Below are 20000 nucleotides of genomic sequence, written 5' to 3'. Positions count from 1 at the left end.
GAGCCAAATCCCGAATTGCTGACGGCGTTCGACGATTCGCCTGCGCCCATAGTGCGCGGCAATCTGCCGAACGTCTATGACGGCATCTACCGCACCGCCTATTCCTACGGCATGTCCAAGGCGATGACGCAACGGCTGATCAAGTTGCTGGCATCCAGTGTCGACTTCCAGTCGCGCCTCAATCCCACGGACCGCATCGAGGTGCTGTTCTCGCAGCCCGATGGCGACGACCAGGCGTCCGACGAATCCGAGCTGCTTTACGTCTCCGCGACTTTCGGCGGCACGACGCGAAATTTCTACCGTTTCCAGATGCAGGACGGCAGCACCGACTATTTCGACGAAAACGGCAGCAGCGCCGAGCAGTTCCTGCTGCGCAATCCCTTGCCCAATGGCCGATTTACATCCGGGTTCGGTGCGAGGCGCCACCCCATTTTGGGGTATGTGAAGATGCATACCGGCACCGACTGGGCAGCTCCCGTAGGATCGCCGATCATTGCCGCAGGCAATGGCGTCGTCGAAAAGGCCGGCTGGGCCGGTGGCTATGGCAAGCAGATCATCTTGCGTCACGCCAATGGCTACGAGACGTCCTACAATCACCAGAGCGCGTTTGCCAAAGGCATCGAGCCGGGTGTTCGCGTTCGCCAGGGTCAGGTTATCGGCTATCTCGGCTCAACCGGCCTCTCCACCGGTCCGCACCTTCATTACGAACTGATCGTCAACGGCACCAAGGTCGATTCGATGCGCGTCCGCCTGCCGGTCGGCAAGACGCTGAAGGGCGACGACCTCGTCGCCTTCAAGCGCGAGCGCGAACGCATCGACGACCTGCTCAAGCAGGAAGACAGCAATCAGTTGAAGGTCGCGAGCGCCAAGATCGAAGGCTGAGCCGACGTTTTTTCGTGGTCAGCCCTGCTGATTCGCCGTGTCGCGCACCCATGGCAGCCGCTCGCCCGAAACCGTCGTCCAGGCGGTGATTGCCGAAAGCAGGCAAAGCAGCGCGGTCACCGCGGCAACGGCTGCGAATGCCGCGTCGCTGGCGGCAAGTCGTGCCGCATCGAGGCCGGGCGCCAGGCCGGCTGGCGGCGGTTCGCCGAAACCCGGAAGGCCGGTGCCGGCACCGGTGCTGAGCACGCCAGCATAAACCCAGGCCGCCAGCGATCCCATCGCCGCCACGGCGATCAGGCCGCCGATCCGCGAGACGGCGTTGTTGATGCCCGAGGCCGCACCCGTATCCTTGTCCTCGACCGCCGTCATGATGGCGGTCGACAGCGGCGATACCACCAGCGCCATGCCGAACCCCATCAGAGCCATCAGCGGGAATACCCCCAGCCAGAAACTGTGGATGCCCCAATAGGCCAGCAAGGCAAGTCCGGCAAAGGCGAGAGCCACAACCAGACTGCCGCTGGCGATCGGAAAGCGAGGCCCGATGCGGTCGGACCACTGGCCAACCGGTCCGGATAACAGTGCCATCAACGCCGACAGCGGCAGGAATATAAAGCCGGCCTCGGCCGCGCTCAGCCCCCATCCGGCGATCATGAGCATCGGCAGATAGAACAAATTGGCCGACAGGGCGAAATAAAGGAAGAAGGTCGCCACGTTGGCGCCCGCGAACGCGCCGATCCGAAACAGCGACAGATCGATCATCGGCTCGCGCCGCCGGCGCTCGAAGACGATGAACACGACGAGCAAAACCGCACCGGCGGCGATACTCGGGCCGGACATCAGCCCCTCCCCGTCACCACTCATCGAGGTCAGGCCGTAAGCGAGAGCTCCGAACGCCAATATGGCGAGTGCAGCGCCGCCGAGATCGAGGCTGCGCTTTTCCGCCGGCGCGTCGGCAGGGATCTTGGCCAGCAGAAGATAGATCGAGATAAGACCGAGCGGCAGATTGATGGCGAAGATCGCCCGCCAGATGCCGTTGCCGAACACCGACAGCACGAAGCCGCCCAGCACCGGGCCGAGCGCCGTCGTCAGTGCCGATGCCGCGGCCCAGATGCCGATCGCCCGGCCGCGTTCCTTTTTTGGATAGGCTTTGGCGATAATGGCCAGGCTGCCCGGCACCATGATGGCCGCTCCGATACCCTGGACAGCCCGAAATGCAATAAGCATCGCCGGGTTAGGCGCCAGCGCGCAGGCAAGCGAGGCGGCAATGAACAGGACGATGCCGGCGACGAAAGAGTGGCGCAGGCCGAAACGATCGCCGGCGGCGCCGCCGACGAGAATGAGGGCTGAAAGCGCCAATGCATAGGCGTTGGATATCCATTGCGCCTCGGCCAGGCTGGCGCCGAGATCGACGCGGATAGCCGGCGTCGCAATGGCCAGGACCGATCCATCGATAAAGCCGAGCGCGGAAGCCAGAATCGCGGCGATCAGCACGAACCGCCGCCGCGCCCGCGGGCAGAACGTATCGGCCGGAAGTGAGCCGGTCAGGGGAATGGCGCCAGTACCGACTTTGGTTGGCGTGTGCATGCCGCCTTACCTAGACCGCCGGCATGCCGCCGACAACCGGCCAGCAGGCTGTTCTCGTTGAAACCAGGCCGAACCTGGCCATACAGGCAGGAGAGAACGCCCGTCCGGGTGCAAACGGTGGATGCCGTGCTAGATTCCCGCAACGCTGCAACAAGGGGGAACTACCGCATGAAACGACCGCTCGAGCCCTCGGCGGAAGGACGCGGGCGCGTCGTCGGCATCTCTGCTTCCTCGGCTTCATCGCCTTGCTGCCGTTTTCGACCGATCTTTTGGCCGACTTCCTTGAATTCAGGACCGCGGTGCTCGTCTACTGGCTCAACCTTCTGATGCTGGGACTGACGCTGCTCGCCAGTTGGCGCTACGCGGACAAAAACGGATTTCTGGCCGACGGTGTCGACGCGGAGACCACCCGAACGGTCTATCTGCGCATCGTCAAGGCACAGATCCTGTGGGCGATCGGCGCGGCACTGTGCCTAGCCAGCCCTTTGCTCAGCGTCGGCTTCATCCTGGTGGTGCAGCTGACCTATGCCGCAGCGCTGCGCGCGCCACTGCTGCGCAAGGTCATCGGGTGATTCGAGCGAAGGCGTTGCGCTTCAGTCGACGAACTCCACTATAACGCCGGGCGTCACGATCTTGGCGAGCTCGCGCGCATCCCAATTGGTCAGCCGCACGCAGCCATGGCTTTCGGTCTTGCCGATCTTGGACGGATCCGGCGTGCCGTGAATGCCGTAGGTCGGCTTGTCCAGCGCGATCCAGACCGAGCCGACCGGGCCGTTCGGCCCCGGCGGGATGGTCAGGATCCTGTCGTTTTCGCCCTGCTTGAAATTTATGTTCGGGTTGTAGGTGTAGTTCGGGTCCAATGCGACACGCGACACCGTATGCGTGCCGGACGGCGAGGGCGTGTCCGACGAGCCGATAGTCGCCGGATAGGCTGCGACCAGCTTGCCTGCCGCGTCGTAGGCACGGACCTGCTTGTTGGCCTTGTCAGCGATGATGCGCGCCACCGGCGTCGCCACCAGCCTGCCGAAATTGGCAACCTTGATGATGGTGCCCGGACGATTGAAATTGGCGTCCGGATTGAGCTGCTTCAGATAGGTTTCATCCATATGGAAGCGCTCGGCCAGCGCTTCGGGCACCGACGTGTAGCCCATGCGGTCGAGCTGGGCCTTTTGGCTGTAGTCCTCCGGTATCGAGGCAACATAAGGGCCGGCCGCATCCTCGGGCGTGATCGTATAGGAGGCGAAGGCATCGCCGCCGGATTGCGCCAGGGCCGCCTGGATACCGATCGCGTCGGTCGATTTCAGATTGCTGCCGGTGATCTCGTTATAGGCGGCGAGCGCCTTGTCGACATTCGAGCCGAAGCGTCCGTCGATGACGCCGGGCGACGCACCGGCGCGGTCGAGCAGCACCTGCAGCGCCGCCACGTCCTGGCGGGCGCCGAGCGAAAGCGACGGGTCGACCGCCGTCTTGCCGCCAGTGCTTGGCGGCGGGGCTATGTCTGGCGGCAAGGACGCATGCTCATTCGGCACCGTCGGCTCGACCGGCTCGATCGAGGCCTCGTTGAGCGGCTGGCGCTCGATGGTGCGTGGCCTCACCGGCTGCGCTGCCTCCGGATAATCGTTGCCGTAGCCGTCATCCCGCGGCGCTTCGGGGAAGGCTTCCATCGAATTGTCGCTATAGGGGTCGTACTCGTCGGCCGGCGGCACGATGATCCTGCCTTCGTCTTCCAACTGCCTGCGGCGGAACCGGGCCGTGTCCTCAGGGTCGTCGAGATAATAGGGATCGTCCTCCTCGACCGGTCCGAGGTTGCGCAAGCGCTCGCGGCGCAAAACACGGCGGTCGAGCCTGGTCTGCGGCGGCTGGATGGCGATGACCTTGCCGGTTTCCGCATCGACGATGACGCGGTTTCCCCTGGCGTCGTAATAGATGTCGAGATTGCCGTCCTGGGCGACAAGAATACCGCCGTCATTGGCAGCACGAACCACCCGCGGCGCGGTATCGGCCATCGGCGAGGCCATCGCATTCGACGCCAGCAGCCCGGCAGCAAGCGCTGAAAGGGTGAGGATGGTGCGCAACATGATGGCCAAAATTCTCCGGTTCGTAATTGCCGCCGCCGGCATTGTCTCTCAAGAGCGCCGCGCGTCCTTTTGGGTGCAAGGACGCTCTAACGCCTTACATCTCCGCATCGTGCTTTGCGAAAATCAAACTCGATTTCGGGCCGATGTGGTCGCCAACCCCTTCGCCAGCAAATCACTTGCACACGATAAGGTTCCAATATGAACCGGGCATGAAGATGGCGGATTTCTGACCGATTAACCGGCAGCGAATCCCAATTCCTTGCGCGCCTGCTTCGTCAGCTTCAGCACGACGAGACGGTGGCTTTCGCGCAGATATTCCTTCAGCGCCTCATCATCCATGCATTCGCTTGTCCGGCGCTGGATCCATTTCATGCCGCGCGAGGCGAGATACGGCGCCGGCCGAAGGCCCGGCTGTTCCCTCAGCACGTCATAAGCGATCTCGGAGCATTTGAAGGTGACGAACGGCTCCTTGCCTTCACTCCAGCCGCCGATCGCAAACACCTTGCCGCCGACTTTCCAGACATGCGCGCCGCCCCACTGCATGACATGGGTCGTTGAGGGCAGCGAGGCGCAGAAACTGTTGTAGTCGTCCAAAGTCATCTGCGCCCGCCAGTGGTGTTAGACCATGAACCGACGGTCGGCGTAGCAAAAAAGCGGATGCCGGTTTTTCGGAAAAGATCATGGTCGAAATTGATAGGAATTCCATCCCGATTCGATCGGGATGGAACAGGCTCTTGGCCTGAACTCAGGCGGCCGCCTCGGTTGCCACGACCGCGGGCTTCGAGCGGAAGTTCAAGCGGTCGGATCCGGCGGTGACCTTGACGGTCGAGCCGTCGAGGATCTCGCCGAGCAGGATCTTTTCCGCCAGCGGATCCTGCAATTCCTTCTGCATCACCCGCTTCAGCGGCCGCGCGCCATAGGCCGGGTCGTAACCTTTGGCCGCCAGCCAGTCGATCGCCTCCTGATCGAGCGAAAGCGATATCTTGCGGTCGACAAGCAGGTTTTCCAGCCGCTTGAGCTGGATTTGGACGATCTGGCCCATATCCTGGCGGCGCAGCCGGTGGAACAGGATCACCTCGTCGATGCGGTTGAGGAATTCCGGCCGGAACGAAGCCCTGACGACATTCATCACCTCGTCGCGCACGACGTCGACATCCTGGTCCTCGCCGAGATTGACCAGATATTCGGCGCCGAGATTGGACGTCATGATGATCAGCGTATTGCGGAAGTCGACCGTGCGGCCCTGCCCGTCCGTCAGCCGGCCGTCGTCGAGCACCTGCAGCAGCACGTTGAACACGTCCGGATGCGCCTTCTCGATCTCGTCGAACAGCACGACCTGATAGGGCCGGCGCCGCACCGCTTCGGTCAGCGCGCCGCCTTCCTCATAGCCGACATAGCCGGGAGGCGCGCCGATCAGCCGGGCGACCGAGTGCTTCTCCATGAACTCCGACATGTCGATACGCACCATCGCGCTCTCGTCGTCGAACAGGAAGCTGGCCAGCGCCTTGGTCAGTTCGGTCTTGCCGACGCCCGTCGGCCCGAGGAACATGAACGAGCCGAGCGGCCGGTTCGGGTCCTGCAGGCCGGCGCGCGCACGGCGTACCGCCTTCGATACTGCCTGCACGGCCTCGCCCTGGCCGACGACGCGCTTGCCGATCTCGTCTTCCATGCGCAACAGCTTGTCGCGCTCGCCTTCGAGCATCTTGTCGACCGGGATCCCCGTCCAGCGCGAGACGATATGGGCGACGTGATCGGGGCCGACCACTTCTTCGACCATGCCGGCCTTGCCATCCCTGGCTTCGGCCTGCTTCAGCTGCTTTTCGAGTTCCGGGATCTTGCCGTAGGCAAGTTCGCCGGCGCGCTGGAATTCACCCTGGCGCTGGGCGATGGCAAGTTCATTGCGCGCCTCGTCGAGCTGTTTCTTGAGGTCGGCGGCAAGCCCGAGCTTCTGCTTCTCGGCCTGCCATTTCGAGGTCAGCTCGGTCGATTCCTCCTCGAGGTTCGAGAGTTCCTTCTCGAGCCGGGCGAGCCGGTCCTTCGAGGCGTCGTCCTTCTCGACCTTGAGCGCCTCGCGCTCGATCTTGAGCTGCATGATGCGGCGATCTATCTCGTCCAGCGCCTCGGGCTTCGAATCGACCTGCATGCGGAGCCGCGACGCGGCCTCGTCGACCAGGTCGATCGCCTTGTCCGGCAGGAAGCGGTCAGCGATGTAGCGGTTGGATAGGGTTGCGGCCGCGACCAGCGCCGAATCCGAGATGCGCACCTTGTGGTGCTGCTCGTATTTCTCTTTCAGCCCGCGCAAGATCGAGACGGTGTCTTCGACCGTCGGCTCATTGACGAAGACCGGCTGGAAGCGGCGGGCAAGGGCCGCATCCTTCTCGACATGCTTGCGGTATTCATCGAGCGTAGTGGCGCCGACGCAGTGCAGTTCGCCGCGGGCCAGCGCCGGCTTCAGCAGGTTCGACGCATCCATGGCGCCATCCGCCTTGCCGGCGCCGACCAGCGTGTGCATCTCGTCGATGAACAGGATGATGCCGCCGGCGGCGGACGTGACCTCGGAAAGCACCGCCTTCAGCCGCTCCTCGAACTCGCCGCGGTATTTGGCCCCGGCGATCAGCGAGCCCATGTCGAGCGCCATCAGCTGCTTGTCCTTGAGCGATTCCGGCACATCGCCATTGACGATGCGCAGCGCCAGCCCTTCAGCGATCGCCGTCTTGCCGACGCCGGGTTCGCCAATCAGCACCGGGTTGTTCTTGGTGCGGCGCGACAGCACCTGGATCGTGCGGCGGATCTCGTCGTCACGGCCGATGACCGGGTCAAGCTTGCCCGCGCGAGCGTCCGCCGTCAGGTCGCGCGCGTATTTCTTCAGCGCGTCGTAGCCCTGCTCGGCGCTCGCCGAATCGGCGGTACGACCTTTGCGTACGTCGTTGATGACCTGGTTCAGCTTCTGCGGCGTGACACCGGCCTTGGCCAGGATGTCGGCCGTCTTGGCCGATTTTTCCATGGCGAGCGCCTGCAACAGCCGTTCGACGGTGACGAAGCTGTCACCGGCCTTCTTGGCCAGTTCCTCGGCGGTCGAAAACACCTTTGCCAGCGGCTGGGCCAGATAGAGCTGGCCATTGCCGCCCTCGACCTTGGGCATTGCCTCCAGTGCCGTTTCGACGCCGAGTTTGACGTCCCGGACATTGCCGCCGGCGCGCTCGATCAGCGACGCAGCCAGGCCCTCGTCGTCATCGACGAGGACCTTGAGGATATGCTCGGGGGTGAATTGCTGGTGATTGCGGGAAAGCGCCATGGTTTGCGCGGACTGGATAAAGCCGCGCACGCGCTCGGAATATTTTTCAAGATTCATGCCTGTCTCCTTCCGTCACCGGCCCGCTTCGCGGCACCGGATCAGATTGCGGTGACGGACCCGCCCGTTCGAGCCGGATCCTGTTCACGCAAGATATGGGACGCAAACCACGGACCCTCAAGACGCCTCGACACTGGCGAATGGATAATAATATTGCGAGCACGCAAAACAAAAACGGCGGAGATTTCTCTCCGCCGTCCATACATGTCCCGCAAAAGTGCGCGGCGGTTTTGCGATAACGATATGCATCATCACAATAGGAACCTAACGCGCGTCGCATGAGGCCGGTCGAACGCGACGCGCCTTTGGGCTAAAGGATGCCCTAAGATCGGCCGAACGTTTTTTCGATCAATTCTCGACGTCTGCGATCACAGCTTGACCGCCGGGGCTTTCAGCCGGCGCTGCATCGACATTGCCAGCGTCGGTATTGCCAGTCTCGGTATTGCCAGTCTCGGTGTTGCCAGTCCCGACATTGCCAGTCTCGGTATTGCCAGTCCCGGCATTGCTTGTCTCGGCATTGCTTGTCTCGGCACTCTCAGGGCCGGCGTTGTCGTTGCCGCCATTTGCCTGTTCGACATCGAGGCGCGGGCGACGCGGGCGCCTGGGGCGGCGGGCCGGGCTGCTTTCGGCAGCGGCTTCGTTGAGCTCGGCCTGGGCGGCGAGACCCGCCGGCGAAAGGTTGTGAAATTGCTGTGCGGGCTCACCCACAAAGATCGGCTCAGCTGCCCGCACGGGCTCCGCCTGCGCCGGAACCTCCTCGCGCCGTGGCTGTTCGACGCGCTGGCCACCCTGCTGCTCGCCGCGCGAGCTAAACTCGCCACGCTGGCCGTTCTGGCCGTAACCGCCATTGGGGCGACGGTCGCGGTGGCGACCGCCATTATTGTCGCGGCCGTCACGGTTATCGCGGCCGCCGCGATTGTCACGGCTGTTTTCCTGGTTCAGCGCCAGCTCGGCCGGCGTGCCATCGATGACCGGCTGCGGGCCGGCCCCCTGATTGACCGTCGAGCCCGATGTCTCGTTGGCATTGTTGTTGCCAGCATTGTCGAACTCGTCGCGATCCTCGTCGCCATCATCGTCGAAATCATCGCGAATCTGCTGGGCGTTCTGGATCGGCATCTGCGCCTGAGCGGCTGCGATGATGCGGTTATAGTGTTCTGCGTGCTGGAGATAGTTTTCCGCCATCACCCGGTCGCCGGAGCTGTGCGCGTCACGGGCTAGGGTTGCGTACTTCTCGGCAATCTGCTGAGCCGATCCGCGGATCTTCACGTCCGGGCCGTTGCTCTCATAGTTGCGCGTCAGGGGATTCGGCCCCTTACGGTTGTTGTTGTTATTGTTATTGCCGCCGCCGCCATTGTTGTTGCGACCGCGCATGCGCCTGTTTTGCTGTTGTGGCCTCATTAGACTCTCTTCACTTTGAAATTTTCGAAAAACTCTTCACGAACGGAGGCGCTCATGCGGCCAGCCGTTTCGTTCTTTCACCGGCGTTCGCCCGCATCAATTGCGTTGGCGCCACGTGCCATCCTGTTCCGGTTACTTCACTTGCCGGACGATTCCCGCACGAAGCTTGGGCGTCGTTTGCGCAAGAAGGCAGCTATTTCCAAGGAAAACCGAATCGCTAAGAGCACTGCCTGCTTCGTCTCATCCGGTTAAGGCGACCCTAGCCGCATTCCCCGGTATTGCCAAGCGCTTTTTTCGCACTGCATCACGGCTTCCACCGTTCGAACACAAGAACTCTGTTGTTTCCGCCGAGATCACGAAACACCCCGACAGAACTGTACCCGGCCGCGGAGAATATCTCCGTAACCTGTTGGTGCTGCGTATGGCCGATCTCGACCGCAATCCTGCCTTGGACTTCCAAATACGCTGCCGCTCCTGCGGCGATCTTCCTGTAGGGGCTCAGACCGTCCACACCGCCATCCAGGGCCTGGCGTGGATCGAAACTGCGGACCTCGTCCTGCAGATTTCCAATGTCGTCTGAGGGTATATAGGGAGGGTTTGCGGCAATTACATGGTACCGGCCAGAAACTTTTTCAAACCAGTCGGATTTGAGCGCCGTGAACCGGCCGGCGAGCCCCAATTCCCTGGCATTGCGCGTGGCGGTGGCCAGCGCCTCTTGCGAAATGTCGACGCCAGTGGCGGTCGCGGCCGGAACCGCGCTGAGCAACGCCAGCGCGATGGCACCGGTGCCGGTCCCGAGATCGAGGATGCGGCAACCGCCTTCGCGTGCCGCCATTGCCTTGACGAAAGGCAGCACCGCCTCGACCAGCGTTTCGGTATCCGGTCGCGGCTCCAGCGTTTGCGGCGAAAGCGAAAGGCGCAAGCCGTAGAATTCGCGGTAACCGAGGATGCGGTGCACCGGCTCGCCGGCGATGCGCCGGCGCAAGGCGGCATCGATTCCCGCCGTCACGTCCGCATCGACCGCGCACCCAGGATCGGCGATGGCCTGCGTGCGGTTCGTGCCGGAAAAATGCTCGACGATCAGCCTGGAATCGAGCGCCGGATCCGCAATCCCGGCTGCGGCGAGCCGGTTTCGCGCTTCCCGCAGCAGCGGCGCCAGAGTGGCGGGCAGGCTGTCAGCCATCGATGCCTATATCGGCGAGCAGCTTCGACTGGTGATCGGCTATCAGCGCGTCGATGATCTCGTCGAGTTCGCCCATCATCACCCGGTCGAGCTTGTAGAGCGTCAGGTTAATGCGATGATCGGTGACGCGACCCTGCGGAAAATTATAGGTGCGGATGCGTTCCGAGCGGTCGCCCGAGCCAACCTGCGACTTGCGCGATTCTGAACGTTCCTCGTCCGCTTTGCTGCGTTCGAGGTCGTAAAGCCTGGCGCGTAGGATCTGCATGGCCTTCGCCCGGTTCTGGTGCTGCGATTTTTCCGCCTGCACCACCATGATGCCGGTCGGCAGATGGGTGATGCGCACGGCCGAATCGGTGGTGTTGACGTGCTGGCCGCCGGAACCCGAGGCGCGCATCGTGTCGATGCGGATGTCTTCGGCCCGGATGTCGATGTCGACCTCTTCGGCTTCCGGCAGCACCGCGACCGTCGCCGCCGAAGTGTGGATGCGCCCGCCCGCCTCGGTCGTCGGCACGCGCTGCACCCGGTGCACGCCGGATTCGAACTTCAGATGGGCAAAGACGCCCTTGCCCGAAACGGTGGCGATGATTTCCTTGTAGCCGCCGACCTCGCCTTCGCTGGCCGACACCGTCTCGAAACGCCAGCCATGCGCCGCTGCATAGCGCTCGTACATGCGAAACAGGTCGCCGGCAAAAAGCGCCGCCTCGTCGCCGCCGGTGCCGGCACGGATTTCGAGGATGGCGTTCTTGTCGTCTGCGGCATCCTTGGGCAACAGCAGGATCTGGATGTCCTTTTGCAGCACCTCGATTTGATGCTTGACCTCCGGCAGGTCGGCCTCGGCTAAGGCGCGCATCTCGGCGTCAGTGCCCTTGTCGGCGAGCATCGCCTCCAGATCGGCCTGTTCGCGCTCGGCGGCGCGCAGTGCCCTGATCTTTGCCACCATCTCCTGGATGTCGGCATATTCGGAGGCCATCCTCACATAGGCGTCCGGCGCCGGCCCGGCCGACATCTGCGCTTCGAGCATGTCGAAACGCTTGACGACTTGATCCATACGGTCGCGGGGCAGGTTGATCATGGCGAAGTCTATAGCGGTATAGAGCGGTCGTCGGCAAAGGCTTGCAGCAGCGCCCGCATCGGCAGGCCATGCGCCGGCGCCATCAGATTGTCGTCGAAGAACGCCTCCAGCTCGCTGAGCGGCAGTTCAGTCAGCATCGCCTTGACCGGGCCGATCGATGCCGGCGACATCGAGATCGAGCGGTAGCCAAGGCCGATCAGCGCCATCGCCGAAATCGGCTTGCCGGCAAGTTCGCCGCACAGGGTCACCGGCGTATGGTTGCGCGCCCCGGCGTCGGCAATCTGCTTCAGGACGCGCAGGAACGGCGTCGAGAGCGGGTCGAAGCGGTCGGACAACTGGGTGTTGCCGCGATCCACCGCCATGACGAACTGGAACAGGTCGTTCGAGCCGACCGAGACGAAATCGACCGCCTTCATCAGTTCGTCGAGCTGGAACAGCAGCGACGGCACCTCCAGCATCGCCCCGAGTTTGAGGCTGGTCGGCAAATGATGGGCAAAGCGCGACAGATGCCGCACCTCGCGATCGATGATCTCGCGCGCCTGCGCAATCTCGCCGAGTTCGGTCACCATCGGCAGCATCAGCTTCAGTTCGCGTCCGCCGCACGCCTTGAGCAGCGCGCGGATCTGGGTACGCAGCAATCCGGGCCGGTCGAGGGTCAGGCGGATGGCGCGCCAGCCGAGTGCCGGGTTCTCTTCCTGAATCGAGCCCTTGAAATAGGGCAGCACCTTGTCGCCGCCGATATCGATGGTGCGGAATGTCACCGGCTTGCCGCGCGCCGCTTCGAGCACGTCACGATAGAGCCGCTCCTGGGCTTCGGCGCGCGGAAAGGTCGAGGCGACCATGAATTGCAGTTCGGTGCGGAACAGGCCGATGCCGGCCGCACCTGCTTCGGCCAGTTGCGGCAAATCCACCGCCAGTCCGGCATTCATCAGAAGATCGACCTGGACTCCGTCCTTGGTCACCGACGGCTTCTTGCGCAGCTCGCGGTAGACCTCCTGCCGCCGCGCCCTGAAGCGCACTTTCTCGGCATAGGCCGCCTCGAGGTCGGGCTGCGGGCGCAGATGGATCGCGCCTTCCTCGCCGTCGACGATGATGGCATCGCCGTTTTCCGCCATGGAAACGGCGCCCTTCATCTGGCCGGCGACGGGTATGCCCATGGCTCGCGCCACAATGACGACATGGCTGGTCGCGGCGCCGTCTTCCAGCACCAGCCCGCGCAGCTTGTCCCTGGGATAATCGAGCAGCTCGGCAGCCCCCATCGAGCGGGCGACGATGATGGCGTCCTTGGGCAGCGCGGCCGCGACGTCCTCCGGTCCGCGCCCCATCAGTTGCCGCAGCAGCCGATTGGCGAGATCGTCGAAATCGCTCATCCGTTCGCGCAGATACGGATCGGTCATATGCAGCATGCGGGCACGCATGTCGCTCTGCACTTTCTCGACCGCCGCTTCGGCCGTCAGGCCATTGCGGATCGCCTCCTCCAGCCGGCGCACCCAGCCGCGGTCGTTGGCGAACATGCGATAGGCTTCGAGCACCTGGCGATGCTCGCCCTCGAAGGCGACGTCGCGGCGCTCCAGCATGTCGTCGATAGACAGCCTGAGCGAGCCGAGCGACGCGTCGAGCCGCCTGACCTCTTCCTCGCTATCCTCGTTGAACAGGTTGGTGACGACGATACGCGGCTCGTGCAGCACCACATGGCCGAGCCCGACGCCTTCATTGAAGGACAGGCCGGTAAAGCTTACCGGGCGGCGCAGATCGAGCTCTAGGCCGGGCCTTGTCAGCCGCTCCAGATCGCCGGTGGCGATCATCTCGGCGATCACCATCGCCGTCGTTTCCAGCGCCTCGACCTCGTCGTCGCGATAATGGCGCATGGTCTTGTTCTGCACGACCAGAACGCCGAGCGTCCGCCCTGCCCGCAGCACCGGCACGCCGAGGAAGGAATTGTATATCTCTTCCCCTGTCTCCGGCAGGTAGGCGAAGGCAGGATGCTCCTGCGCGTTGGAGAGGTTGAGCGGCCGCGCCGAGGCCGCGATCGTGCCGACCAGGCCTTGGCCCAGCCTCAGCTGCGCCAGGTGGACGGCGTTCGGGTTCAAGCCTTCGGTGGCGTAGAGTTCGAGCACCGAATCGGCGCGCAGAACATAAAGCGAGCAGACCTCGGCAACCATGTTGGAGGCGATGTCGCGCACGATTCGGTCAAGCCGCTCCTGCGGCTCCAGCGGCTCTTGCATGAGCTCGCGGAGCCGTTTCAGCAAAACGCGCGGGCCACTGGCCGAATCACGCATCGCGGCTTCTTCTCCAATAGCGTTTCAACCGGTGCAGGTTGCCCTGCACAGCGGCACAAACGCAACAACTCAATTAGAGCGCCATCGTCCAATTGGACGCATAAAGACCGCTCCAAGCCTTTCGATCCGCGCATCCCGCCTTCCGAAAATCGACTCCGATTTTCGGGCCGATGCAGTCTGCTACTGCTTATCCAGACCGTACACGGAATGCAAAGTGCGAACTGCTAGTTCCGTATAGGGACCGTCGATCAGGATCGAAATCTTGATTTCGGACGTTGTGATGGCGCGGATGTTGATCGCGCGGTCGGCCAGCGCCTTGAAGGCTGTGGCGGCGACGCCTGCATGGCTGCGCATGCCGATGCCGATGACCGAGACCTTCGACATGCCGGCTTCCGACTGCACCACGTCGTAGCCGATCGTCGCCTTCAGCCGTTCGAGCACGGCAAGCGCCTTGTCGACGTCGCCGGATGGCACGGTAAAAGTCATGTCAGTGAACTTGCCGTCCTCGGAAATGTTCTGGACGATCATATCGACATTGATGTTGGCCTCGGCCAGCGGCCCGAAAATGCCGGCGGCGACGCCCGGCCGGTCGCCGACGCGGCGCAGCGAAATCTGCGCTTCGTCCTTGGCATAGGCAATTCCGGTGACGACCTGCTGTTCCACGATCTCTTCCTCGTCGCAAATAAGCGTTCCCGGCGGATTGAGCAAATCCCCCATTCCGGGTGCATCGGGATCGTCGAAGGACGACCTCACAAAGGTACGCACCCTGTGCACCATGGCAAGCTCGACCGAGCGCACCTGCAGGACCTTGGCCCCGAGCGAGGCCATTTCGAGCATTTCCTCGAAGGAAATCTTGGCCAGCCGCCGGGCCTTCGGCTCGATGCGCGGATCGGTCGTGTAGACCCCATCGACATCGGTGTAGATATCGCAGCGGTCGGCCTTGACCGCCGCCGCGATGGCGACTGCGCTGGTATCGGAACCGCCGCGGCCGAGCGTTGCGATCCGGTTGTCCGGCCCGATGCCCTGGAAACCGGCGACCACCGCCACCTGGCCTTCGCCGAAGCGCTTGATCAGGAATCCGCCGTCGATATCGAGAATGCGCGCCGCGCCATGCGCGTTATCGGTCTTGATCGGAATCTGCCAGCCTTGCCAGGAACGGGCATGCACGCCGATGTTCTGCAGCGCGATCGCCAGCAAGCCGGCCGTAACCTGTTCGCCGGAAGCGACTACGGCGTCATATTCGCGCGCATCGTGCATTGGCGAGGCCTCGCGCGTCCATTGCACGAGCTCGTTGGTCTTGCCGGCCATCGCCGAGACCACCACTGCGACCTCATGCCCGGCATCGACCTCGCGTTTGACATGGCGCGCCACATTGCGGATGCGGGCGATGTCGGCGACGGACGTTCCGCCGAATTTCATCACGATGCGCGCCATGGAAGCGAAATGCCTTTGACTGGATGCCGGACCGAAGGCCGAAAAGTGGAAAAATGCGCCAAGCTGTGGCGAGGCGCTCAATGCGCGGCCTCCTTAGCCAAATGACAGTCGTTTCGCAAGGCGTGCCGCCGCTGGCGGCCGGGCGACACACCAGCGCAGCATCGTGCCTGCCCTGCGTCTTGCCAATATGGTGCGCGCTTCAGCCCAGCTGTGCCGTGGCTCTCCACAGGCGCGGATAGTCGAGGACGAAACCGATCGGCGAGACCTCCAGCATCTCATTGTAGCCGAACATCGGGGCTTCGTAGGCGTAATGTGCCGCATCGACGCGCTGGTAGGTCTGTTCCAGGCGAACGAGCCTGAGTTCGGGAAATGTCAGATAGGCTGCCGGCGCGGGCGTCGCCATGCCGACATCGAGGGCAAAACGGCGAAGCGCCAAAAGGTTTGTGGCGGGTGTGAAGCCGAGATCGACATCGATGAGGCCGTCGACTTCCGCTTGATGCTCGCCGTTCAGCGTCCATGGGCGCTCGGTCAGCCGGTCGATCCCATAATGCAGCTCTTGCGTGCCGACAAAGCCGTCGGCGCGCGCCGAGCGTGTACGCCAATCGGCGTCGCAGTCCACTTCGTACGCGATGCTGCACGGCTTGCCGTCCTGGACGAAAAGCGCTTGTCCCCTGAGATTCCACCCAGAACTCGCTTCCGACAAGCGTCGTGGCCTTCCTGGTCAAGCCGGCGCCAAAGAATGGAAGCAACCGCTCGCATCGTTGTGCACTCCTCCGAACCCGATGTCTCTGCTTCGTTCGCCAAAGCCTAGGCGTTTCCTTCCGGCACACCATCAACTGACACGTGCTGACACAAATGCAGCCGGCAAAAGGCGGCGTCGGCAGGCATCGCGCGCATCGCGCAGCCGGCGGTGAATTTCGCGCCTTGACATTCGCAGCCTCGCGCCCGACTTCCTAGCGTCCGAGGAGACCACGCGATGCCTGAGCCCCGACGATCGACGATCGATGCCGGAGAGGTGGAACGCTTTTCCGCCCTTGCCGCCGAATGGTGGAACCCGAACGGCAAGTTCCGCCCGTTGCACAAGTTCAACCCGATCCGGCTTGCCTATATCCGCGACCAGGTGGCGGCCCGCTTCGGCCGCGATCCGCGTGCGGCACGGCCGTTCGAAGGCCTGCGCTTCCTTGACATCGGCTGCGGCGGCGGGCTTTTGTGCGAACCGATGGCGCGGCTTGGCGCCGAAGTGGTCGGCGCCGATGCCTCCGCCACCAACATCGAAGTGGCCAAGCTGCATGCGGCGGAAGTCGGCGTGAGCGTTGATTACCGCGCCACCACCGCGGAAGACCTGGCCGACGCCGGCGAAAAATTCGACGTCATCCTCAACATGGAAGTGGTCGAGCATGTCGCCGATGTCGATCTGTTCCTGGCCAAATGCGGCGAGATGGTCAAGCCCGGCGGCATCATGTTCGTGGCCACCATCAACCGCACGCTGAAGGCCCTGGGCCTGGCCATCATCGGCGCCGAATATGTGCTGCGCTGGCTGCCCCGCGGCACCCACCAGTTCGGCAAGCTGGTGCGCCCCGAGGAACTGGAAAAGGCGCTTGCAGGTGCTGGCCTGACCGTCATCGACCGCACCGGCGTCACCTACAACCCGCTCGCCGACCGCTGGCAGCGCTCGAAGGACATGGACGTCAACTACATGGTGCTGGCGGAGAAAGCATCCGTCTGAAACTTATGCCTTCTCGCCCCTATGTCTTCTGGCTTTGCGCCCTGGTGGTGATGAACACGCCGGCGGTGATGATGACGGCACCGGCCCAGGTCAGCAGTTGATAGCGCTCGCCGAGGAAGAGGGTCCCGGCAAACAGCCCGACCGCCGCCGCGACGTAGCCGATCTGGCTGAGATAGACCGGGCCGCCGACCGCTTGCAGGCGGAAGAAGAAGGCGAACATCGCCGAGGCTGATGCCACCTGTGCCGCAGCGACCAGCCGCACGCCGCCGAGCGAGCCGAATGCATTGCCTTCCAGCAGCACCAGAATGCCGGCAAGCAGCATCAAAGCTGCTGCCAGACGGCTGCCGACGGCGAGCTCGATCGGGCCGGTGCCTTCGGGCCAGTCGACGGTACGGTAAATGTTGCCGGCGGCGAGGCTGACGGGGATGAGCAGGCCCATCGCAACCCAGAAAAATTCGGCCGGCTGGCCCGCTTCGCCGCGCGTCACGGCCACCATGACTGCGCCCACGAAACCGACGGCGATGCCGACGACGCCCAGCGTGGTCTGGCGCCTGACGCCGAGCAGAATCGAGAACACCAGCGTGACGACCGGCGACAGCGTGAACATGATGCCGCTATAGCCGGCGCCCAGATGCGGAATCGCTGAAAACATCAGCAGATTGGGGATTGCGTAGGAGACGGCCGCGGTCACGAAGAAATAGCGCAGCCTGTGCAGCGTAAGCCGCATGCGCTGCCCGTTGAGCAGCAATGCGCACAAAAGCACGCCGCCGGCGCCAAGCGAGATGACGAAGGCCCAGACCATGGCGGGCACGCCGGCCATCGTCGCGATCTTGCCGAACGGCAGCGTCAGGCCGAGCAGTCCGCCGGTGACGACCAGAAGGCCAAGCGCCGAGTCCCAGAGAAATTTCATCGCACCATCCCGTCGCCCGTTCGCGGCCCTTGGCCTACACCACAAGCTGAGGTAAGATAATATAAAGATTCTTCACGTCAAGATACATAACGGTGAGAGACATGGATCGCGCGGCAAAAGCGATCGAGCAATGGAAAAAGGAACGGCCGGATCTCGATGTCTCGCCGATGGCCGTGCTTGGACGGTTGAACGAGGCCGCCTCGTTGATCGCACGAGAGCGGCTGGCGCCGCTGTTTGCAAGTTACGGGCTGCAATCCGGAGAATTCGACGTGCTGGCGACGCTGCGTCGTTGCGGGCCGCCATATGCGCTGACGCCGACGGCTCTGTACGAGGCGACGATGGTGACGTCGGGCGCGATGACCAACCGCCTCGATCGGCTCGAGAAATCCGGCCTGATCAAGCGCGGGCCGCACCCCGACGATCGCCGCGGGATTATTGTGCAGCTGACCGGGAAGGGCCTCGCTTTGATCGATGAGGCGGTGACTGCTCACGTCGCCAACGAGCACCAGATACTTTCTGGGTTAGCACGCCCGGAGCAGACCATGCTGGCCCGCCTGCTCGAAAAACTGATCGCGAGCTTGAGCTAACCGAACCGGCCAAGGGCCGGGCCGAGGGGATGGAAAAAGCTCAGATCTTGGTCGCAGAGCCTCGTTTGGGCCGGCGAACAGCTCTGATCTTGCCGCTGTTTCCGCCACCGCAGAAAAACTGGTCGCCGCCATCGGATTCGAGCCCCGACACGCCTGTTCCCGGCGGCATATCGAGCTTCTCCAGAACCTTTCCCGTTTCAGGATCGATCCGCCGGACATCGCTCTCCTCGCCCTCCCAAGTCCCATGCCACAGCTCGCCGTCGACCCAGCTGACGCCGGTGACGACGCGGTTGGAAACGATGGTGCGAAGGATTGCCCCTGTCTCGGGATCGACCTGATGAATCTTTCGGCCCCGATGCTGCCCGACCCAGAGCGTTCCTTCGGCCCAGGCGAGCCCGGAATCACCGCCATTGCCAGGCGCCGGGATCGACGCCAGCACCTGGCCATTCTTTGGATCGATCTTCTGGATGCGATCCTCGGCGATTTGATAGAGGTGCTGGCCGTCGAAGGCCGTTCCGGCGTGTGCCGCGACCTCGATCGAGCGCACCACTTTGCCGCTTGCCGGATCGAAGGCGTTCAATCTGTCGCCTGAGGCAAACCAGACATGCTCACCGTCGAAGGTAACGCCGTCTACGTGGTCGACACCCGGAAAGGGTCCGTATTCACGGATGATTTCGGCAGAGGATCGTTCCATAATTCCATCCTAGTAGCCCGGCAGTGGACCGGGGAGTAACAAGATTGTCGGGAAACCCGGCAGCGGCGGGGTCATCCAGCGACGCGCCCGTCCGCGGCCGAACGCCTGCACCTTGCCGGCCTGGGCGAGCTGCTCGAGCGCCCGCTGCACGGTACGCGAACTGGCTCCAAGCGCAATCGCCAGGGCCGAACTCGACCAAGACTCGCCGTCAGCGAGGAAGGCGAGCACGGGGGCATGCTCTTCTTCGACGGGCGGCGCCAGCACGACGACCTCACCTGCGCGGCGCGGCGCCAGCGCAAACCCCCGCTTCGTTGCGCTCACATCGGCCAAGCTACGAAGCTCCGCGCGAAGCCGCCCGACTTCGACCCGTAACCGTGCGCGATGTGATTCGTCCGCGTCCTTTCCGCGGAAAGCGCGCGCGATAAGCGTCGATCTTGCCACGTCCCCCGGCCAGGCTTCGGCCAGCGCGCGGGCCAGCGCGAACAGCACCGGGCGGGTCGCCAGCGAGACGACCGTATCTGCTACCCGCACGACATTGCGGCATGCATCCACCACGAGCGCCCCCGACGCCAGAAGCGCTTCGACTTCATCGAGCAGGAGGGGCCGTTCCTCACCACGGGCGATAAGGCGTGCCGCCGGGGTGTCCAGCACCAGGGATGCGCTCTCCACCTCCGCGATCAGCGCGGGGATGCCCGCCGCGCGCGCCGCGGGGCCCCCCCCCCCCGGCGAGGCCCGCCCGCGGCCCCGGGCGAACCCGCCCCGCTGGCGGTCGCGCGCCACCAACCAGAATGAGGCCCCCGCAGCCCCCGGGCGCGCGGGGG

17 protein-coding genes (1 of these 17 running past the window's edge) are annotated in these 20000 nt (G+C 63.7%); 4 read left to right on the top strand and 13 right to left on the bottom strand.

Annotated elements, in window-relative coordinates; translation table 11 throughout:
- Window positions 1-882 carry the end of a M23 family metallopeptidase gene (locus NKJ12_RS10585; protein ID WP_352702578.1) on the top strand. 1077 nt of this gene lie to the left of the window's left edge, so only the last 882 of its 1959 coding nucleotides appear in the window; the start codon falls outside the window, past its left edge; its stop codon occupies window positions 880-882.
- 18 nt (window positions 883-900) lie between these two features.
- Here NKJ12_RS10585 and NKJ12_RS10580 read toward each other — a convergent pair whose 3' ends face one another.
- Window positions 901-2466 carry an MFS transporter gene (locus NKJ12_RS10580; RefSeq protein WP_352702576.1) on the bottom strand — a complete coding sequence of 522 codons (1566 nt, stop codon included), beginning with the start codon at window positions 2464-2466 and terminating at the stop codon, window positions 901-903.
- Window positions 2467-2711: 245 nt separating this feature from the next.
- Between NKJ12_RS10580 and NKJ12_RS10575 the strand changes: the two genes are divergently transcribed.
- Window positions 2712-3038 carry a TMEM175 family protein gene (locus NKJ12_RS10575; protein WP_352702574.1) on the top strand — a complete coding sequence of 109 codons (327 nt, stop codon included), beginning with the start codon at window positions 2712-2714 and terminating at the stop codon, window positions 3036-3038.
- Window positions 3039-3059: 21 nt separating this feature from the next.
- On the opposite strand, the gene NKJ12_RS10570 is transcribed toward NKJ12_RS10575, so the two are convergent.
- From NKJ12_RS10570 to NKJ12_RS10530, 9 genes are all read right to left on the bottom strand, one after another.
- Window positions 3060-4544 (bottom strand): L,D-transpeptidase family protein, encoded by a 1485-nt coding sequence (locus NKJ12_RS10570; protein ID WP_352702571.1) that lies wholly within the window; start codon window positions 4542-4544, stop codon window positions 3060-3062.
- A 234-nt stretch (window positions 4545-4778) separates the two neighbouring features.
- Window positions 4779-5144, bottom strand: coding sequence for an MmcQ/YjbR family DNA-binding protein (locus tag NKJ12_RS10565; RefSeq protein WP_352702569.1), 366 nt, complete (start codon window positions 5142-5144; stop codon window positions 4779-4781).
- A 145-nt stretch (window positions 5145-5289) separates the two neighbouring features.
- Entirely contained in the window at window positions 5290-7896 is a 2607-nt protein-coding gene (gene clpB, locus NKJ12_RS10560) for an ATP-dependent chaperone ClpB (protein WP_254816714.1), read from the bottom strand.
- Window positions 7897-8244: 348 nt separating this feature from the next.
- The gene (locus NKJ12_RS10555; protein ID WP_352691523.1) at window positions 8245-9267 is read right to left on the bottom strand and encodes a DUF4167 domain-containing protein; all 1023 of its coding nucleotides are present in this window, start codon (window positions 9265-9267) and stop codon (window positions 8245-8247) included.
- A gap of 331 nt (window positions 9268-9598) precedes the next feature.
- A complete protein-coding gene (prmC, locus tag NKJ12_RS10550) occupies window positions 9599-10477 on the bottom strand; it encodes a peptide chain release factor N(5)-glutamine methyltransferase (protein ID WP_352691522.1) in 879 nt (292 codons plus the stop codon).
- Entirely contained in the window at window positions 10470-11549 is a 1080-nt protein-coding gene (gene prfA, locus NKJ12_RS10545; protein ID WP_254816711.1) for a peptide chain release factor 1, read from the bottom strand. Before prfA ends, prmC begins: the two co-directional genes overlap by 8 nt.
- Before the next feature lie 8 nt (window positions 11550-11557).
- A complete protein-coding gene (gene ptsP, locus NKJ12_RS10540; RefSeq protein ID WP_352691520.1) occupies window positions 11558-13828 on the bottom strand; it encodes a phosphoenolpyruvate--protein phosphotransferase in 2271 nt (756 codons plus the stop codon).
- Window positions 13829-14008: 180 nt separating this feature from the next.
- Window positions 14009-15262 (bottom strand): aspartate kinase, encoded by a 1254-nt coding sequence (locus tag NKJ12_RS10535; protein WP_352456701.1) that lies wholly within the window; start codon window positions 15260-15262, stop codon window positions 14009-14011.
- Between the two features lie 199 nt (window positions 15263-15461).
- Window positions 15462-15965 (bottom strand): putative glycolipid-binding domain-containing protein, encoded by a 504-nt coding sequence (locus NKJ12_RS10530; protein ID WP_352691518.1) that lies wholly within the window; start codon window positions 15963-15965, stop codon window positions 15462-15464.
- A gap of 273 nt (window positions 15966-16238) precedes the next feature.
- Between NKJ12_RS10530 and ubiG the strand changes: the two genes are divergently transcribed.
- On the top strand, window positions 16239-16988 hold the full coding sequence (gene ubiG / locus NKJ12_RS10525; RefSeq protein WP_254816707.1) for a bifunctional 2-polyprenyl-6-hydroxyphenol methylase/3-demethylubiquinol 3-O-methyltransferase UbiG: 750 nt from the start codon (window positions 16239-16241) through the stop codon (window positions 16986-16988).
- A 19-nt stretch (window positions 16989-17007) separates the two neighbouring features.
- Here the strand turns inward: ubiG and NKJ12_RS10520 are convergent, their stop codons facing one another.
- Window positions 17008-17898 (bottom strand): DMT family transporter, encoded by an 891-nt coding sequence (locus NKJ12_RS10520; protein WP_352702567.1) that lies wholly within the window; start codon window positions 17896-17898, stop codon window positions 17008-17010.
- A gap of 101 nt (window positions 17899-17999) precedes the next feature.
- Here NKJ12_RS10520 and NKJ12_RS10515 point away from each other — a divergent pair, with 101 nt between their 5' ends.
- Complete coding sequence (locus tag NKJ12_RS10515; RefSeq protein WP_352506689.1) at window positions 18000-18485, top strand: MarR family winged helix-turn-helix transcriptional regulator; 486 nt, start codon at window positions 18000-18002, stop codon at window positions 18483-18485.
- Window positions 18486-18525: 40 nt separating this feature from the next.
- Here NKJ12_RS10515 and NKJ12_RS10510 read toward each other — a convergent pair whose 3' ends face one another.
- Window positions 18526-19179 (bottom strand): Vgb family protein, encoded by a 654-nt coding sequence (locus NKJ12_RS10510; protein WP_352702566.1) that lies wholly within the window; start codon window positions 19177-19179, stop codon window positions 18526-18528.
- A gap of 9 nt (window positions 19180-19188) precedes the next feature.
- A partial coding sequence (locus NKJ12_RS10505) for a winged helix-turn-helix domain-containing protein (protein ID WP_352702563.1) occupies window positions 19189-20000 on the bottom strand: 812 nt, incomplete at its 5' end.

The organism is Mesorhizobium sp. M0195, from assembly GCF_040322115.1.
GTDB lineage: Bacteria > Pseudomonadota > Alphaproteobacteria > Rhizobiales > Rhizobiaceae > Mesorhizobium.
This window is presented reverse-complemented; position numbering and strand designations above follow the sequence as displayed.